Source organism: Kitasatospora cystarginea, assembly GCF_039533515.1.
GTDB classification, from domain to species: domain Bacteria; phylum Actinomycetota; class Actinomycetes; order Streptomycetales; family Streptomycetaceae; genus Kitasatospora; species Kitasatospora cystarginea.
Genome location: NZ_BAAATR010000035.1, coordinates 25,802 through 39,194, shown reverse-complemented (window position 1 = coordinate 39,194; position 13,393 = coordinate 25,802). Strand labels below are relative to the sequence as shown.

Annotated in this window: 13 protein-coding genes; 10 read left to right on the top strand and 3 right to left on the bottom strand. The window is 72.0% G+C overall.

Annotated elements, in window-relative coordinates:
- Positions 1 to 7: 7 nt before the first annotated feature.
- From ABD369_RS30235 to ABD369_RS30205, 7 genes are all read left to right on the top strand, one after another.
- The gene (locus ABD369_RS30235; protein WP_344639761.1) at positions 8 to 250 is read left to right on the top strand and encodes a phosphopantetheine-binding protein; all 243 of its coding nucleotides are present in this window, start codon (positions 8 to 10) and stop codon (positions 248 to 250) included.
- Positions 247 to 1,506, top strand: a complete 1,260-nt coding sequence (locus ABD369_RS30230; protein ID WP_344639760.1) for a beta-ketoacyl synthase N-terminal-like domain-containing protein — start codon at positions 247 to 249, stop codon at positions 1,504 to 1,506. Before ABD369_RS30235 ends, ABD369_RS30230 begins: the two co-directional genes overlap by 4 nt.
- Positions 1,507 to 1,521: 15 nt before the next feature.
- Entirely contained in the window at positions 1,522 to 2,283 is a 762-nt protein-coding gene (locus ABD369_RS30225; RefSeq protein ID WP_344639759.1) for a thioesterase II family protein, read from the top strand.
- Positions 2,284 to 2,374: 91 nt separating this feature from the next.
- Positions 2,375 to 2,764, top strand: coding sequence for a nuclear transport factor 2 family protein (locus ABD369_RS30220; protein WP_344639758.1), 390 nt, complete (start codon positions 2,375 to 2,377; stop codon positions 2,762 to 2,764).
- Between the two features lie 142 nt (positions 2,765 to 2,906).
- The gene (locus ABD369_RS30215) at positions 2,907 to 3,308 is read left to right on the top strand and encodes a DUF3224 domain-containing protein (RefSeq protein WP_344639757.1); all 402 of its coding nucleotides are present in this window, start codon (positions 2,907 to 2,909) and stop codon (positions 3,306 to 3,308) included.
- Between the two features lie 112 nt (positions 3,309 to 3,420).
- Positions 3,421 to 4,608, top strand: coding sequence for a cytochrome P450 (locus tag ABD369_RS30210; RefSeq protein ID WP_344639756.1), 1,188 nt, complete (start codon positions 3,421 to 3,423; stop codon positions 4,606 to 4,608).
- 57 nt (positions 4,609 to 4,665) lie between these two features.
- A complete protein-coding gene (locus ABD369_RS30205) occupies positions 4,666 to 5,901 on the top strand; it encodes a cytochrome P450 (protein WP_344639755.1) in 1,236 nt (411 codons plus the stop codon).
- 72 nt (positions 5,902 to 5,973) lie between these two features.
- On the opposite strand, the gene ABD369_RS30200 is transcribed toward ABD369_RS30205, so the two are convergent.
- Positions 5,974 to 6,354, bottom strand: a complete 381-nt coding sequence (locus ABD369_RS30200) for a VOC family protein (RefSeq protein ID WP_344639754.1) — start codon at positions 6,352 to 6,354, stop codon at positions 5,974 to 5,976.
- Between the two features lie 160 nt (positions 6,355 to 6,514).
- Positions 6,515 to 7,231 carry a PIG-L deacetylase family protein gene (locus ABD369_RS30195; RefSeq protein WP_344639753.1) on the bottom strand — a complete coding sequence of 239 codons (717 nt, stop codon included), beginning with the start codon at positions 7,229 to 7,231 and terminating at the stop codon, positions 6,515 to 6,517.
- Positions 7,232 to 7,391: 160 nt separating this feature from the next.
- On the opposite strand from ABD369_RS30195, the gene ABD369_RS30190 reads away from it, so the two are divergent.
- From ABD369_RS30190 to ABD369_RS30180, 3 genes are read left to right on the top strand one after another with little or no spacing between them, the layout of a single operon-like run.
- Positions 7,392 to 8,969: an ABC transporter substrate-binding protein gene (locus tag ABD369_RS30190; protein WP_344639752.1), complete on the top strand. Its 1,578-nt coding sequence runs from the start codon at positions 7,392 to 7,394 to the stop codon at positions 8,967 to 8,969.
- Positions 8,966 to 9,973: an ABC transporter permease gene (locus ABD369_RS30185; RefSeq protein WP_344639751.1), complete on the top strand. Its 1,008-nt coding sequence runs from the start codon at positions 8,966 to 8,968 to the stop codon at positions 9,971 to 9,973. The genes ABD369_RS30190 and ABD369_RS30185 overlap by 4 nt, the downstream gene beginning before the upstream one ends.
- Entirely contained in the window at positions 9,970 to 12,399 is a 2,430-nt protein-coding gene (locus ABD369_RS30180) for an ABC transporter ATP-binding protein/permease (RefSeq protein ID WP_344639750.1), read from the top strand. The genes ABD369_RS30185 and ABD369_RS30180 overlap by 4 nt, the downstream gene beginning before the upstream one ends.
- Positions 12,400 to 12,444: 45 nt before the next feature.
- Here ABD369_RS30180 and ABD369_RS30175 read toward each other — a convergent pair whose 3' ends face one another.
- Positions 12,445 to 13,137 (bottom strand): Crp/Fnr family transcriptional regulator, encoded by a 693-nt coding sequence (locus tag ABD369_RS30175; protein ID WP_344639749.1) that lies wholly within the window; start codon positions 13,135 to 13,137, stop codon positions 12,445 to 12,447.
- Positions 13,138 to 13,393: the final 256 nt, after the last annotated feature.

Sequence of the window (13,393 nt, the reverse complement as noted above, 5' to 3'; positions counted from 1 at the left end):
ACGAGCGATGGACGAACAGCTGCTCTTCGAGACGGTACGGCGGCACATCGTCGCCGTGGTGCCCGAGATCGACCCGGCCGAGGTCACCCCCGAGGTGTCGATGGCCGATCTCGGCTGCAACAGCATCGACCGGGCCGAGGTGGTCACCCTGGTCCTGGAGGACCTGGGCATCGACGTCCCGGTGCCCGAGTTCCACGGACTCCCGCACATCGGCGCCCTGGTCGAGTTGCTCCGGGCGCACCGCCCGTGAAGCCCGCCGTCATCACCGGCATGGCGGTGCGCACCGCCCTCGCCACTGACCTGGCCGGATTCACCGAGGCGCTGCGGGCCGGGCGCAGCGGCATCACCCGGCTGCCGTCCGCCCAGGCCGGTCAGAGCGCCGTCGCCGCCCGGCTGACGATCCCGGACCTGCCGGCGGAACTCGACGCGCTGCCCGGCCTCGTGCCGGGGCGGCACGCCAGGGCGGTGCGGACGGCGGCCCGGGCACCGATGGGGGTGCGGACGGCGCTGCTCACCGCACTCGCCGCCTGGCAGCAGGCCGGCCTGGACACCGACGGCCCGCCACCGGAGCGGATCGGCCTGGTGGTGGCCGGCCACAACCTCACCGCCGGCTACGCCGAGAGCCTGTACCCGAGACTGCGGCGCGGCCGCTCCCACGTCCCGGCCCGGGCGGCGCTGCACCTGCTGGACAGCGACCACCTGGGCGTGCTGAGCGAGGTGCTGGGCATCACCGGTGAGGGCTGCACCGTCGGCGGCGCCTCGGCCAGCGGCAACGTCGGCATCATCACCGCGGCACGGCTGCTCGCGCTGGACGCGGTCGACGCCTGCCTGGTGGTCGGCGCCTGCGCCGAACTCTCCGAGCTGGAACGGCAGGCGCTGTTCAACCTGGGTGCGATGGCCGACGGCAGGGCCCGCGAGGATCCGGCCGAGGTCTGCCGGCCCTTCGACGCGGAGCGCACCGGCTTCGTGCTCGGACAGGGCTGCGGCGCACTGGTGCTGGAGAGCACGGAGTCGGTCCGGCGGCGCGGTGCCCGGCCGCTCGCCCGGCTGGCCGGGTACGGGATCGGGCTGGACGGCAACAGCCAGGCCGACCCCGACCGGCACGGTGAGAGCGCGGTGATGACCGCCGCCCTGCGGACGGCCGGTCTCGAACCCGAGCAGGTCGGTTACGTCAACGCGCACGGCACCGCCTCCGAGCTGGGCGACCGCACCGAGGCCGAGGCGCTGCGCGCGGTGTTCGGAGAGCGGCCCGACGGGCCGTGGATCAACGCCACCAAGGCGCTGACCGGCCACACCCTGCACGCCGCCGGAGTGATCGAGGCGGTGGCCACCGTGCTCCAGATGCGGGCGGGCTTCGTCCACCCGAACGTCAACCTGTACCGACCCGTCGACGCCGGACTGCGGTTCGCCGGGCGCTCGGCGCAGCACGCCGCCATCCGGTACGCGCTCTCCAACGGCTTCGGCTTCGGGGGCATCGAGACCAGCATCCTGTTGGCCGGCTGCTAGCGGCGGAGGAGAGGAGTGAGGAGCACCGTGACCGGACCGTGGACGGCGGGCGGGCCAGCGGCCCCCGATGCCGGCACCCGACTGTTCTGCTTCGCGCACGCCGGCGGCGGACCCGCCGGATTCCGCTCCTGGCAGCGGAAGCTGGGACCTGACCTGGACGTCGCGCCGATCCTGCTGCCCGGCCGGGAGAGCCGCTCCCGTGAACGGCCGCTGCGCCGGGTGGCCGACGTGGTCGGCCGGCTCTGTGACGGGCTGCTCCCGATGTTGGACCGGCCCTTCGCGCTGTTCGGGCACAGCCTGGGCGCCGTGCTCGCGTACGAGACGGCCCGGGAACTCGGCGCCCGGGGCTGGGGGGAGCCGCGGCAGCTGTTCGTCTCGGCCCGTCGCGCCCCGCATCTGCCAGCCCGACTGGATCCGCTGCACCGGCTGCCGGAGGAGCAGTTCCTCACCGCCGTCGGGCGGATGGGCGGCACCCCGCCCGAGGTGCTGTCCCACCCCGGGCTGCTACGGGCCTTCGCCCCGGTCCTGCGGGCCGACTTCGAGCTGAACGAGACGTACGTCCCGCTGTCCGGGGGCCTGTTGGGCTGTCCGGTGTCCGCCGTGGTGGGCCGCGCCGACCCGCAGGTGGGCGCGGACGAGATGGCCGGCTGGCGGGACACCACCAGAGGACCGTTCGAGCTGCGGGTGCTGGACGGCGACCACTTCTACCTGAGACAGGACCCGCGTGAGCTGCTCGCGCTGGTCCGCGACCGGTTGGGCGTGCCCGCGCGCTCCTAGGCCCGGCCGGCCGACTACGCCGGGCAGGGCGTAGCACCACCCGGTCAACCGCACATCCCTGTCAGCACCACCGACCCACGAAGGAGTCACCATGTCGGAGCTGGACCTGTCGGCCTGTCACCCGATCTTCGTCCGCCAGATCGAGTGCCTGGAGACGAAGGACATCGCCGCGCTGATCGAGACCTACCACCCGGACGCGGTGGTGGTCCGGTTCCAGGGCATCCTGAACGGCATCAAGGAGATCGGCGAGACCTTCGGCCGGTACATGGACATCGACGCCCGCTACGAGCGGCTGCTGGAGTACACCCACAGCGAGGACACCATCTTCGTGCGTGCCGTGATGAGCGTGCGCGGCGAACGCGAGCTCGGCTTCGGCGCATACGTCCTCAAGGACGGCCTGGTGTGGCGTCACGTCGCGGGAATCGAGGGCGGAATGCGCGACTGGTTCGCGGACAACGGCTCTGCGGGGCATGCTGGTTAGGCGGCGCGCCGGAGCGGAGGACATCTCCCAGCCGCCTAGGCTGGGGGAGAGCGCCGACGCCGGGTACGAGCGCCCGGGGGCGAGCCGAGCCGGCACCCGGCACGGGTGCGCCCGCGACATCCGGTCAAGGAGAGGACTACTCATGAGCACGAACGCCACCGGTACGCGCACGCTCAAGAGTTGGGAGGAGCAGGACTTCACCGAGGCCGACGGCCGCAAGCTGACCAGGTCGGCCGTCGAGTACTCCTACAGCGGCGACATCGAGGGCCAGGGGGTGCAGGAGTACGTGATGTTCTACCGGTCCGAGACGTCGACGAGCTTCGTCGGCCTGGAGCAGATCACGGGTCGGCTCGGCGGCCGCTCCGGGAGCTTCGTGCTCCAGCACACCGGAGAGCTGACCGGCACGACCGCCGAGGTCAGCTGGACGGTGGTTCCCGGTTCCGGCACCGGTGAGCTGGCCGGCCTCACCGGCAGCGGCGGCTTCACCGCCACGCACGAGGAGGCCGGCAACGCGACCTACCGGCTCGACTACGACTTCCGGTAGAGCGTGCCTTCCACCAGCACAAAGTTGAGCAGACGCGTCACCGTACGGCGGTGAGGATGGCTGCCGGGCAACCCGCCCGGCAGCCGCCCGTCGGACGAACAGGACGCGACCCTTGGACACCACGAGCCCGTCGTCGTACCCCATCCCGCGAACCTGCCCGATGGATCCGGCGCCCGACTACCACCGGCTGCGCGAGCAGCCGATCACCAAGGCCACCCTGGACTTCGACGGCAACGAGGTGTGGCTGGTCACCCGGCACGCCGACGCCTGCGCGGTACTGGCGGACCCGAGGTTCAGCTCGGACTTCTCCCGTGAGGGGTTCCCGGCCCGGATGACCGTACGGCCGCCCGGCCCGGGAACCTTCATCCGGATGGACCCGCCGGACCACGGGCGGCTCCGGCGCACCATAGTGGGCGAGTTCCGGCTCAAGCGGTTGGAGCGCCTGAGGCCCGCGATCCAGGGGATCGTGGACGGGCTGATCGACGAGATGCTCGCCGCGGGGACCTCGGCCGACCTGGTCCGGGTCCTCGCCCTGCCGCTGCCCACCCTGGTGATCTGCGAACTCCTCGGAGTCCCCTACCAGGACCGGGAGTTCTTCCAGCGCTGCACCCAGGTGATCGGCGACCAGCAGGCGCCGCCGGCCCGCCGCGAGGTGGTCCGCAACGAACTGCGCGGCTATCTGGACCGCCTGGTGACCAGCAAGCGGCAGGAGCCCGCCGACGACCTGCTCAGCCGGGCCGCGGCCCGGATGGCCGAGGACGGCATCGACCACGACGAACTGGTCGGCATCGCCACCCTGTTGATGATCGCCGGCTTCGAGACCATCGCCAACCAGATCGGCATCGGCACGCTCACCCTGCTCCAGCACCCCGAGCAGCTCGCCGCGCTGCGGGCCGACCCGGACCTGGTGCCGGCCGCGGTGGAGGAGCTGCTGCGCCACCAGACGGTCATCGACTACGGCCTGCGCCGCGCGGCGCTGGAGGACGTCGAGGTCGGCGGACGGACCATCAAGGCCGGTGAGGGCGTGGTCGTGGTGCTCTCCTCGGCGAACCGGGACGAGAGCGTTTTCTCCGACCCCGACCGGCTGGACCTCACCCGGGCGGGCAACGAGCACCTGGCCTTCGGCTTCGGACTCCACCAGTGCCTGGGCCAGCTGCTGGCCCGGCTGCAGCTCCAGGTGCTCTGGTCCACCCTGTTCACCAGGGTGCCCACGCTGCGGTTGGCCGTCCCGCTGACCGAAGTGCCGTTCCGCACCGACATGTTCGTCCACGGCGTGCACGCGCTGCCGGCCACCTGGTGACCGCACCCGGCCGCCACGACCACTACCCGCACTCACCGACCGAAGAAGGGAGCCGGAGTGACCCGGCCTGACTCGGACCTGGGCCCTGCCGACCCGTGCCAGGAGACCCCGCAGCAGTTCCCGTTCCCCATCCTGTCGGCCCTCGACCCGTCGCCGGAGTACGCCCGCCTGCGGGCCGAGCAGCCTGCCGTGCGGGTGACCCTGCCCAGTGGCGACCAGGCCTGGATCGTGACCCGCTACGAGGACGTCCGGACGGTCTTCAGCGACCCGCGGTTCAGCCGGCAGGCCGCCACCCGGCCCGGGGCGCCGCGGTTCATGCCCGGCGTCGAGGGCGATCCGGAGTCGATCGTCAGCAAGGACGCGCCCGACCACACCCGGCTGCGCAAACTGGTCGCCCCGGCCTTCACCGCCCGCCGTATCGCGGGGATGCGCCCGGGTGTCCAGCGCACCGTCGACCGGCTGCTGGACGCCATGGCGGAGGGTGGCGCCGAGGCGGACGTGGTACCGGGCCTGGCCGGGCCGCTGCCCATCACCACCATCTGCGACCTGCTCGGCGTGCCGCAGCGCGACCAGGCGCGCTTCCGGGAGTGGTCCGACCTGATGTTCCGGACCTCCCCGGACGCCCTGGAGGCCGCGGTCGCCGCCCGCAACGCGTTGATCGGCTACCTGGCCGGCATGGTCGAGCAGCGCCGGGCCGACCCCACCGACGACCTGCTCGGCGTGCTGATCGCGGCCCGCGACAACGAGGACCGGCTCACCGAGCGCGAGTTGGTCTCCTTCGCCGGCGGGCTGATCGTGGCCGGCTACGAGACCACCGCCAACCGCCTGGCCAACGCCGTCCTGGTGCTGCTGCGTAACCCGGCGCAGCTGGCACTGCTGCGGGCCGAGCCGGAACGGATCGGCGACGCCGTCGAGGAACTGCTGCGCTACATCCCCGGCGGCGCGGCCGGCGGGCTGATCCGGGTCGCCACCGAGGACGTCAAGATCGGTGGGGAGGTGATCCGGACCGGCGAGGGCGTCATCGCAGTCACCAACTCGGCCAACCGCGACGCCGAGGTCTGGGACGCCCCGGACACCTTCGACATCACCCGCAGGCCGGGCGCCCACACCAGCTTCGGACACGGCATCCACCACTGCGTGGGCGCCCAACTCGCCAGGCTGGAGCTGCAGATCGGCCTCGCCTCGCTGATCCGCCGGTTCCCCGGGCTGCGGCTGGCGGTGCCCGAGGCCGAGCTGGTGTGGAAGAAGAACGTGGTCATCCACAGCCTGGAGGCCCTCCCGGTCGCCTGGTGAGGCACCGCACGACGATGAAGCGGGCCGGGGAGTCCCCCCGGCCCGCTCGGTCGTACCGGACCCGGCGCGGTCTCAGCCGGCCGAGTGCCGGGTGAAGAACCACTCGTGGCCCTCGAGGTCCTCCACCTTGCAGACCCGCATGCCCTGCGGGGTGTCGGTCGGCGGGAACACCGGCTTGGCGCCCGCCGCCTCGGCCCGCGCGAACTGCGCGTCGACGTCCGGCACTTCCACCGACACCATCGCGCTGCGGTACCCGGTGCTCGCCGGCGCACGGTAGTCACCGCCCGGTCCGGCCAGGAACACCGGGTCGCCGGCCGGGGTCAGCATCTCCGCGTGGAACACGGACCCGTCGGGGTTGGCGAAGCGCTCCCGCTCGGTGAACCCGAACGCCTCGGTCAGCCACTCCAGGGCCCGTGCCACGTCCTCGTACTTCGTGTATGGGATAGCAGCCATGGGACGACCCTAGGGACCGCGGGCCGCCGTGCCTGGCCAAGATTGCGCATCCGGCCCGCCGTTGCAAAGCCGTACGCCGCCGCCATGCGCATCCGGCCCGCCGTTGCAAAGCCGTACGCCGCCGCCATGCGCATCCGGCCCGCGATCCCGAGGCCGTCTCTCAGCCGACCACCAGCTCGAAGCCGACCGACAGCCGGCCGCCGAACCGTTCGCCGGTGGCCCGGAACAGGCCGGTCAGCGGGGTGCGCACGTCCACCGGCCGTCCGCCGCCCAGCGCGGCCAGATAGCTGCCGTGGGCCTCCAGCGAGGCCACCGCCTTGTCCACCGAGTCCGTGACGTCGACGGCGTGCGTCGGCGCCGGAGAGCTCGCCATCGCCGCGTACCGCACCCCGGCCCAGGGCTCGCCGGCCTCCGGGAAGATCCAGCGGTTGCCCGCGTCGCCGACCGCGTCCAGCAGCGCCAGCCCGCAGTTGCGGTGGTCCGGGGTGTTCCACTTGCCCGTGTACGTGTTCTCCCGGTGGTTGTAGCCCACCACCAGCTCCGGCCGGTGCCGGCGGATCGCCGCCGCGATGTCCCGGCGCAGCGCCGGGCCGTACTCCACCGTGCCGTCCCGGTGGTCGAGGAACTCCACGCTGTCCACCCCGACCACCTCGGCGCTGCGGCGCTGCTCCTCCTCCCGTACCCGGGCCGCCTCGGCCGGGGCCATCGAGTCGATGCCGGCCTCGCCCCGGGTCAGCAGCAGGTAGGCCACCTGCTTGCCGGCCGCCGTCCAGGCGGCGACCGCGCCGGCCGAGCCGAACTCCATGTCGTCCGGGTGCGCGACCACGCACAGCACCCGCTCGAAGTCGCTTGGCAGCTCTGTCAGTTGATTGTCCATGCGCTCAGGCTGGCAGCTGCGGTCCGGACCGTATGCTCACTGCTGAGCGCCAACGGTGCCCGGGATGCTCAAAGCTGCGCAGATCCCACCAGCTTCAGGTGGATACGTTCCTCGCGCCGTCACGGTCCATGAGTCGCGGCCGGGGAACAGAGGAGGATCCATGACTGAGTCAGGGCGCTCGGTGTCGAGAAGGACACTGCTGCGAGCCGCGGCGGGCATCTCGGCGGGTGCCGCGGGAGCCGCGCTGCTCACCGCCTGCGGATCGGACGCGAAGCCCGTCACGGCGAGCAGTGCGAGTGGCACCCCGAGGAAGGGCGGTCGGATGCGGGCCGCGTTCATCGGCGGCAGCAACGAGACCGGCGACGTGACGAAGGCCGCCAACACGCCGATCGACTACGTCCGTGCCCGGGTCGTCTACGACGAGCTGTGCGTCGTCGGCCCCGACGGCCGCACCCAGATGCAGCTCGCCGAGAGCGTCGAGCCCAACGCCGACGGCACCGCCTGGACCCTCCGGGTACGCGACGGAGTCCACTTCACCGACGGCCGCAGACTCACCGCCGCCGACGTGCTGTTCACCCTGCGCACCTACATGGACGCCAAGGCCAACCAGTCCCCGCTGCTCGCCGACATCGACCTCGCAGGAGCCCAGCGCAAGGACGACCGCACCCTCCTGCTGCCGATGAAGCGTCCGAACGGCTGCCTGGACCTGATCCTCACCCAGGGCATCTTCGTCATCCCGGACGGCACCAAGGACTTCACCGCCGTGCCCGGCAGCGGCCCGTACATCCTGACCCAGCACAAGGTCGGCCAGGGCGCGCTGCTCAAGCGCAACCCCGACTACTGGGGGCCGGAGGGCCCCTACCTGGACGAGCTGGAGCTGGTCTCCATCGCCGACGGCACCGCCCGGCTGAACGCGCTCAAGGCAGGCCAGGTCGACTACGCCGCGAGCATCTCGCTGGTGGCCGGCAAGGCCGAACGGGCCAACGGCAAAATTCAGTTGATCACCCCGCCGAAGTGGGAGTGGCCCAACTTCGGCGCGATGCTCAAGCGCAGCCAGGCACCGTTCACCGACCCGCGGGTGGCCCAGGCGCTCAAGTACACGGTCGACCGGCAGCAGATGGTCGACCGGGTCACCCTCGGTTTCGGCGAGGTGGCCAACGACCTGTTCGGCAAGCACCTCCCGTTCTACGCCGACGACCTGCCGCAGACCCGGTACGACCCGGACCGGGCGAAGCAGCTGCTGGCCCAGGCGGGCGCCGGCAACCTCTCGCTGACCATCCGCACCAGCGACTACGAGTACGGTCTGACCGAGGGCGCGGTCGTCCTCGCCGAGCAGGCGAAGAAGGCCGGCATCACCATCAACCTGGACAAGGTGCCGGCCGGCGACTTCTTCGCCGACCCCAAGGTCTTCATCGGCGCCAAGTTCCAGTCCGCGAACCGCAAACCGCGGCCGCTGCCGCTGGACGTGTTGTTCTTCTACGGCAGCGACGCGCTGCTGCCGTTCACCGGGCTGGCCGGCCCGAAGGTGGACGACCTGGTGACCAAGGTCCGCTCCGCAGTCACCGACGAGCAGCGGCGCAGCTCGCTCGCCGACATCCAGCAGCTGCTCCACGAGGAGGGCGGGGACCTGGTGTGGGCGAAGGCGCCGGTGCTCGCCGCGGCCTCGCCGCGGGTACAGGGCGTCAAGTCGCTCGGCTACCCGACCTTCCCCAGCTTCAAGGACGCCTACCTCGCATGACGGCCACCCATCCGACGGCCACCGCCACCGCGACCGCGGGTGCCGGCCGGTGGACGCTGTGGCGATTCGTGCTGCGCCGGCTGCTGTCCGGCGCGCTGGTGCTGCTGGCGGTCTCGGCGATCGTCTTCGCGGCCACCGGGGCCGCCGCCGGCGACGCCGCGTCGGTCTCCCTCGGCGGGGAGGCCGACCCGGCCGCCATCGCCGCCCGCCGGGCCGAACTTGGCCTGGACCGGCCCGCGCTGGTCCGCTACGGCGGGTGGCTGCTCGGCGTGCTGCACGGCGACCTCGGGCGCTCCTACGTCTCCGGCACACCGGTCGCCGACCTGCTCTGCGCACGGGCCGGGAACTCGCTGGTGCTCGCCGGGGTCACGGTCGCCCTGCTGGTACCCGTCTCGCTCGGCCTCGGGGTCTGGGCGGGCCTGCGGGCCGGCGGCCTCGCCGACCGGGTCGTCGCACTGGTCACCCTGAGCCTGGTGTCGCTGCCGGAGTTCGTCACCGGGACGGTCCTGGTGCTGCTGCTCGCGGTCGAGCTGGACTGGCTGCCGGCCGTCTCGGTGCTCGGCCCGGGCCAGCAACTGGCCGACCGGCCGCAGATCCTGGTGCTGCCGGTGGTGACCCTGCTGGTGGCCTGCGTCGCCCACAACGCCAGGCTGGTGCGCGCGGGCGTGGTGGCGGTGAGCGCGGGCGACGCGGTGGCCACGGCGCGGCTCAACGGTGTACCCGAGCACCGGGTGGTGCTGCGGTACGTGCTGCCGGCCGCGATCCCGCCGGTGATCCCGCTGCTGGCGCGGTACCTGTCGCTGCTCGTCGGCGGTGCCCTGGTGGCCGAGACGCTGTTCGGCTACCCCGGGCTGGCCTCGATGCTGGTGCAGGCGTCCGCCGGGCGGGACGTGCCCACCGTACAGGCGGCCGCGCTGACCGTCGCCGCGGTGACCGTCCTGGTGAACCTGCTCGGCGATCTGCTGGGTGTACTGGTCGACCCCCTGAGGAGAATGCCGCAGTGAAGGCCACCGACGCCGTGCAGCCCCCGACCCGGTCCGGCCGCCGCAGGCCGGTGGCCGCGGTGGTCCTAGTCCTGCTGGTGCTGCTGACGCTGTGCGGGCCGTGGCTGGCTCCCGAGAACCCGCTGGTGGGCGTCGGAGTGCCGTTCGCTCCGGCCGACGGCGCCCATCTGCTGGGCACCGACCACCTCGGGGCCGATGTGCTCAGCCGGGTGCTGGCCGGCGGCCGGACGCTGGTCCTGCTCTCCGTGGTGATCCTGCTGGCCGCCTACCTGCTGGGCACCGCGGCCGGGATGCTCGCCGCCTTCCGCGGCGGCTGGGCGGCCACCCTGACGATGCGGATGGCGGACGTGCTGATGGGCCTGCCGCCGCTGGTGCTGATCGCGGTGATCGCGACCGGTACCGGACCCGGCGTGACCGGGGTGGCGATCTCGGTGGTCGCGGTGATGCTGCCGGACATCACCCGGGTCGTCCGGGCCGCCACCGTCCAGATCCTGGCCCACGACTACGTCGAGGTCGCGGTGGCCCGCGGCGAGTCCACCGCCGCCGTGCTCTTCCGCGAGGTGCTGCCGAACCTGGTACTGACGCTGGCCGCCGACGCGTCGGTGCGCTTCGCCGGCGCCGCCTACGCGGTCGCCACCGCAGGCTTCCTGGGACTCGGGGCGCAGCCACCCACGCCCGACTGGGGTCTGATGATCATGGAGAACCAGGGTGGTCTGAGTCTCCAGCCCCTCGCCGTGCTGGCACCCGCGGCGATGCTGCTGGTTCTGCTGCTGGCCGCCGGGCGGCTGGCCGACAGCCTCGGCTTCGCGGAGCGCGCGCGCCGGCGCGGCTTCCGCACCGCGGTGCGGAAGCCGGCACCCGGGCGGGCCGCGCCCACCGGGCCCGGCGCGGCCCCGGACACCGTGGCGGCCGTCCGCGGGCTGCGCCTGCGGGTCGCCGAGTCCGGCCGGGAGACCGTCCGGGGCATCGATCTGACGGTCAGTCAGGGGACGGTGGTGGCCCTGATCGGCGACTCCGGAAGCGGCAAGACCAGCACCGCCCTGGCCCTGCTCGGCCACACCGCCCCCGGCCTGGAGCGCGTCGCCGGTACGGCACACCTCTTCGGGATCGCCCTGGACGGGCTGTCGCGCCGCGAACTGGCCCGCCACCGCGCGCGGACCGTCGGGTACGTCGCCCAGGACCCCAGGACCTCGCTGCCGATGAACCTCCGCGTGGCGGAGCAGATCACCGAGCAGCTGCGCGCGGCCGGCGTGCCCGCGCCCGAACGGCGCCCGCGCGCCGAGGAGGCGCTGCGCCGGGTTGCCCTGCCGTACGATGCGGCCTTCCTCGCCAGGCGCCCGTTCCAGCTATCCGGCGGCCAGCTCCAACGGCTCGCCATGGCGGTCGCGTTGGCTCGCGACCCGCGCCTGCTGGTGCTGGACGAGCCCACCAGCGCGCTTGATCCGGAGAACACCGCCCGGCTGCTGGTCGAGGTGGTCGAACTCTGCCGCAAGGCCGGGACCGCGGTGCTGCTGATCTCGCACGACCTCGCCGCGGTGGCCCGCAGCGCCGACACGGTGGTGATGGTGCGCGAGGGACGGGTGGTGCGGACGGGTCCCGCGGCCGAGGTGCTGGTAGAGACCGGGCCGACCGGCCGGGGCCCCGCCGAGCCGGGGACCACCAGTGTGGACGAGGAGAAGGTCGGACCAGTGGAGCCGGTGCCCGGTCTGCTGGCGGCGGAGCCGGCCGGTGCCGCCCGCCTGTCGGTGGCCGGGCTCACGGTGGAGCGGCCGGGGGCCGGGCAGGTCCTCGCCGGGGTGGAGCTGACCGTTCCGGCCGGCGGCCGACTCTGCGTCGTCGGCCCCTCCGGCAGCGGCAAGAGCACCCTGCTGCGGTCGATGGCCGGTCTTGTGGAGCCGACCGGGGGCCAAGTCGCCCTGGCCGGCGAGGTGTTGGCGGCCAGCGTGGGGGAGCGGACGGCACTCCAGCGCCGGAGGCTCCAGTTGGTCCCCCAGAACCCGTACGACTCGCTCAACCCGCGGCACACCGTGGCCCGGATCGTGGGGCGCCCGATGCGGCAGTTCGCCCTGGTGCCGCCAGACCGGGTCGCCGAGGAGACACTGGATCTGGTCCGCCGGATCGGTCTGACGGAAAGTCATCTATCCTGTAGGCCAGCGGCGTTGTCGGGAGGTGAGCGTCAACGCGTCGCACTGGCACGGGCGTTGGCGGCCCGGCCGGACGTCCTGCTCTGCGACGAGATCACCAGCGCGCTGGACCGCTCCACCGCACTGGCCGTGCTGGAGGTGCTCGACCGGATCAGCCGGGAGCTCGGCGTCGCGCTGGTGGTGGTGACCCATGACCATCTGGTGGTGGAGCAACTCGGCGGCGAACTCGCGGAGGTGGCCCAGGGCCGCCTGGTGCACACCGTGGTGACCGGGCCGGCGTGACCGGCCCGGACGGCCCGGGGGGTGCCACACGGCGGGGAGAGGAGGTCAGAAGGCGGTACTGAGTCCCATGCGCTCGTCGATGTAGTCGGCCAGGCTCGCCTCGTTGCGGATCGTGATCCAGCCCCGGCTGGACTCCAGCAGGCCGGCCTCCCGGAACCGCTTGAGGAAGAAGCCCACCCGGGACCGGGTCGTCCCGACCATTTCGGCGAGTTCCTCCTGGGTGAGCCGGGCGCCGATGGTGGACCCGCTCTGGTGGATCTGGCCGAAACGATGCGACAGCTGGAGTAATCTTGCAGCCAGCCGCAATTCGCTCTCCATCGTTACTAGATTGACGATTATCCGTTGCTGTTCGGAGAGTCGACTGGTGAGGTGCTCGGCGAATCCCTCGAAGAGGTCCTCCTCCTCGAGAATTGTCAGGAGCCGTCGGCGCGGGATTTTCGTGATTTCGGTGTCGGCCATCGCTATGGCGGTTTCGACACGACACGGATCCGTCATGCAGAGTTCGCCGAAGATATCCCCGGTGATGTAGAGGTCGAGCAGACATCGCTTGCCGCTGGACGTTACCATCACCGTCTTGACCTGCCCAGACTTGATCAGATAAACGCTGCGGTCCCGCTCGGTGCAGTTGTAGATGTGGTCCCCCCGCGAGACGGTGACGGTCGGCAGGATGCGGTCGTCGGATCGAATGCGGTCGACGATGCGGTCGGTGAAATTCAGGACGTCCTGCAATTGGTTCATAAGAAACGCTGGGCGTGCGCACCGAAAGGCGGCGGTGGAGGCCGCGGCCAGTGCGCCCCCTCCTCCCCCCTGTGTCTACGAAGGTATAATGTAAAGATTAGGACATGTGAAACATTTGTCAAGGGTCGAATCGTTGATCGATTGTGGCCGCGAGTGGCTGGTTTTATACCCCCTGGATTTGGTTTTGTCGAGGATTGCCGCGACATCGGCCTTCGGTTCGGAGTGGTCGGAGTCGAAGCGCGTCGGCCGGTGTCGG

Bases quoted from the DNA above. Each gene is read 5' to 3' on its own strand.
- ABD369_RS30235 (WP_344639761.1), top strand. From the start codon at position 8: ATGGACGAACAGCTGCTCTTCGAGACGGTACGGCGGCACATCGTCGCC.
- ABD369_RS30220 (WP_344639758.1), top strand. From the start codon at position 2,375: ATGTCGGAGCTGGACCTGTCGGCCTGTCACCCGATCTTCGTCCGCCAG.
- ABD369_RS30215 (WP_344639757.1), top strand. From the start codon at position 2,907: ATGAGCACGAACGCCACCGGTACGCGCACGCTCAAGAGTTGGGAGGAG.
- ABD369_RS30200 (WP_344639754.1), bottom strand. From the start codon at position 6,354: ATGGCTGCTATCCCATACACGAAGTACGAGGACGTGGCACGGGCCCTG.
- ABD369_RS30195 (WP_344639753.1), bottom strand. From the start codon at position 7,231: ATGGACAATCAACTGACAGAGCTGCCAAGCGACTTCGAGCGGGTGCTG.
- ABD369_RS30190 (WP_344639752.1), top strand. From the start codon at position 7,392: ATGACTGAGTCAGGGCGCTCGGTGTCGAGAAGGACACTGCTGCGAGCC.
- ABD369_RS30185 (WP_344639751.1), top strand. From the start codon at position 8,966: ATGACGGCCACCCATCCGACGGCCACCGCCACCGCGACCGCGGGTGCC.
- ABD369_RS30175 (WP_344639749.1), bottom strand. From the start codon at position 13,137: ATGAACCAATTGCAGGACGTCCTGAATTTCACCGACCGCATCGTCGAC.